This window comes from Phyllobacterium sp. P5_D12 (assembly GCF_054049495.1).
The window spans coordinates 1-3,257 of sequence record NZ_JBFUMG010000502.1; the positions used below are offsets into that span (position 1 = coordinate 1).

The following is a 3,257-nucleotide window of genomic DNA, read 5'->3' on the forward strand; positions in this document are numbered from 1 at the left end:
GAACGCATTCCGCCCCGATCTTGCTGACGAAAGCTTGCGCGGTCTGGTTGAAGCGGAGCGATTCACCGCCGGCATGCCGATGCGCATCGCCGATCCAGTGGTCGACGTGCGCTCCGAACCGCGAGGCGACGCTGGTATCACCACACAGTTTCTTTACGGCGACGATGTACTCGTCTTCGAAGACGACAATGGCTGGTGCTGGGTCCAGAACGAGCGCGATGGCTATGTCGGCTATGTGGTGGATACGACGCTGTATCTGCGCACGGATGAACCGACCCATATCGTCATCGCACCGCGGACCTTTGTATATCCGGGTTCGGACCTGAAGTTCCCACGAACCAAAGCGCTGTCGATGGGCTCGCTTGTTACGGTTACCGGCGGGCAGGAGCGGCGCGGCACGCTCTATGCCATGCTGCCAAGCGGCGAGGCGATTATCGCCAAACATCTCGTGCCCATAGACGAGGTGACGGATGATCATGTGGCTGTTGCGGAAACGCTTATGCACACACCCTATCTCTGGGGCGGTGTTTCGGGATTTGGCATTGATTGTTCAGGCCTGATCCAGCTTTCACTGCTGATGAGCGGCCAGGGCGTGTTGCGCGATTCGGATATGCAGGCGGCTTCGATCGGCGAGCTGATCGAACCGGACAAGGACTATCACAATCTGCAGCGCGGCGACTTCCTGTTCTGGACTGGTCACGCGGCGATGATGGCGAGCCACTCCATGGTGCTGCATGCGAGCGGCCATACGATGAGTGTCACCCTCGAACCTCTGCGAGAGGCCATCGAACGCATCGCCTATCTTTATGGCAAGCCGACAGCGGTGCGCCGACTTTAGTTTTTCTTATCTCCCTCAAGGGGAGAGATCATCAGCATCTAATATTGCGCGGCCTTGTCCACGATATTTTTGAGCGGCTCGCCACGCTCATAAGACTCAAGCTGCGCTATGATTTCCGGAACCAACGCTTGGGGGCTAGAACTTGCAGCCGCATGCGGCGTGATGACAACCTGCGGATGTGTCCATAGCGGGCTACTCTTCGGCAATGGCTCGGTTTTGAACACGTCGAGCGTCACAGCTGACAGCATGCCTCGATCAAGCGCGGCAAGGATGTCGGGTTCGTTCTGCAAGCCGCCGCGGCCGGCGTTGATCAATACCGGCGCACCAAGCGGACCCTCGGCCTTCATCTGTGCGAACATGCTCATCGACAAAATGCCTTTAGTCTCCGGCGTCAATGGCAGCAGGCAGACGACGATGTCCACATCCTTGAGGAAATCCTTCAGTCCATCTTTGCCGAAGTGGCTCGTGACGCCCTCGATGGTTTGCAGGCGGCGGCTCCACCCGCTGACACGGAAGCCAAGGTTGCGCAATTTCTGCGCGGCATCGCGTCCAAGCACACCGAGCCCCAGAATGCCAACCGTCACCTCATGTGCAGCTGGCTGGCGTCGATCCTCGTGCCAGACCTTTTGGGTCTGCTGCTGACGATAACGCAGGCCGAGCCGATGATGGTCGAGCACCTGCCATACGACATATTCGCTCATCCGCATGGTGAGGTCCGGCGAAACAATTCGTACAATGGGAACATCCGGGATCTGGTGATCGTGGAAGATATGATCGACACCGGCACCGAGCGAGAAGATGACCTCGAGGTTGGGCAGGCCCATGAGAGATCCCGGCCGCTGTTTCCACACCAAGGCATAACGAATCTTGTCCTTGGCCGTGTCAGCATCGAGCACAAGCTTGCGCGCTGGCGCGGCCTTGGCAAATTCGGTTTGCCAGACATCCGGGTCCCAGCCCGTCACCGCCAACAAGATTGTGTCATCCGCATTCCCAGTCATTCGCTCACCGCTCCCTGTTCGGCCGTTTCTATCCTGAAGGCCGCAGCCATCAGGGCTTTTGTATAATCGCTCTTGGGCCGTGCGAAGATTTCCTCCGAAGGGCCATATTCCACTGCCTGCCCATTGCGCATCACCAGCACGTCATTGGCAAGTGCCTTTACCACCTTCAAGTCGTGGCTGATGAAAAGGTAAGCCAGATTATGCTTTTGCTGCAACGAGCGCAAAAGGTCGACGACCTGCGCTTGCACGCTCATGTCCAGCGCCGATGTTGGCTCGTCCAGCATGACGAAGCGCGGGTTGAGCACCATGGCGCGTGCGATTGCGATACGTTGACGTTGGCCACCGGAGAACTCGTGCGGGTAACGGAAACGGTTTTCCGGATCAAGATTGACTTCTTTGAGCGCGGCGACGACGCGCGCATCCCGTTCATCCACTGAAAGCTTCGGCTCGTGAACCTGCAAACCTTCGGCAATAATGTCGGTAACCGACATGCGCGGAGAAAGAGAGCCGTAGGGATCCTGAAATACAATCTGCAATTCGCGGCGCAGCGGGCGCATTTGCTTGAACGAATATTGGTTGATGTCTTTTGTTCCAAAACGGATCACGCCCTCGGACGAAATCATGCGCGACAGAGCGAGACCAAGCGTCGTCTTGCCCGAACCGGATTCGCCGACGACACCAAGCGTCTGCCCAGCCCGGATCGTAACGTCGATACCATCGACCGCCTTCACGTAGTCGACGGTTTTTCGCAGAAAGCCCTGTTTGATGGGGAACCAGACCTTGAGGTTCTCGCCGCGCATTACCGGTTCAGCCGAAAGGTCTGCAGATGGCGGATTGCCCTTCGGTTCTGCCGCGAGCAGATGCTTCGTATATTCGTGCTGTGGATTGTCGAATATCTGCTTCGTTGGACCGGTTTCGACGATCTTRCCGCCTGTCATAACGCACACACGGTCGGCTATCTTGCGCACAATGCCGAGGTCATGGGTGATGAAGAGCATCGACATGCCCTGTGCGGCTTTTAACTCCGCAAGCAGTTTCAGAATCTGCGCCTGCACGGTCACGTCGAGCGCAGTGGTCGGTTCGTCGGCGATCAGAAGCTTTGGCTTGTTGGCAAGCGCCATGGCGATCATCACGCGCTGGCGTTGCCCGCCGGAAAGCTGGTGCGGGTAAGCGTTCATGCGTTTTTCCGGCTCGCGAATGCCAACTTCCTCCAGCAGTGCCAGAGTGCGCTGACGCGCCGCCTTGTCGCCCATGCCCTGATGCAACTTCAGCACTTCGCTGATCTGCTTCTCGATCGGGTGAAGCGGATTGAGCGAAGTCATCGGTTCCTGGAAGATCATGGTAATGTCGTTGCCGCGGACCCGGCGCAAATCGGTCTCATCCTTATCCAGGAGGTCCTCGCCATTGAACAGGATCTTGCC

At 57.7% G+C, this 3,257-nt stretch carries 3 protein-coding genes; 1 reads left to right on the plus strand and 2 read right to left on the minus strand.

What is annotated here, in order from left to right; translation table 11 throughout:
- Positions 1–838 (plus strand): C40 family peptidase (locus tag ACXJ5O_RS22505; protein WP_457301839.1); only part of this gene is annotated, 838 nt, incomplete at its 5' end.
- 38 nt (positions 839–876) lie between these two features.
- Here ACXJ5O_RS22505 and ACXJ5O_RS22510 read toward each other — a convergent pair.
- Positions 877–1,836 (minus strand): 2-hydroxyacid dehydrogenase, encoded by a 960-nt coding sequence (locus tag ACXJ5O_RS22510; protein ID WP_457301840.1) that lies wholly within the window; start codon positions 1,834–1,836, stop codon positions 877–879.
- A partial coding sequence (locus ACXJ5O_RS22515; RefSeq protein ID WP_457301841.1) for an ABC transporter ATP-binding protein occupies positions 1,833–3,257 on the minus strand: 1,425 nt, incomplete at its 5' end. The genes ACXJ5O_RS22510 and ACXJ5O_RS22515, both read right to left, overlap by 4 nt.

What these genes read in the sequence shown, in the direction of transcription:
- ACXJ5O_RS22510 (WP_457301840.1), bottom strand. Translation starts at nt 1,836, where the DNA reads ATGACTGGGAATGCGGATGACACAATCTTGTTGGCGGTGACGGGCTGG.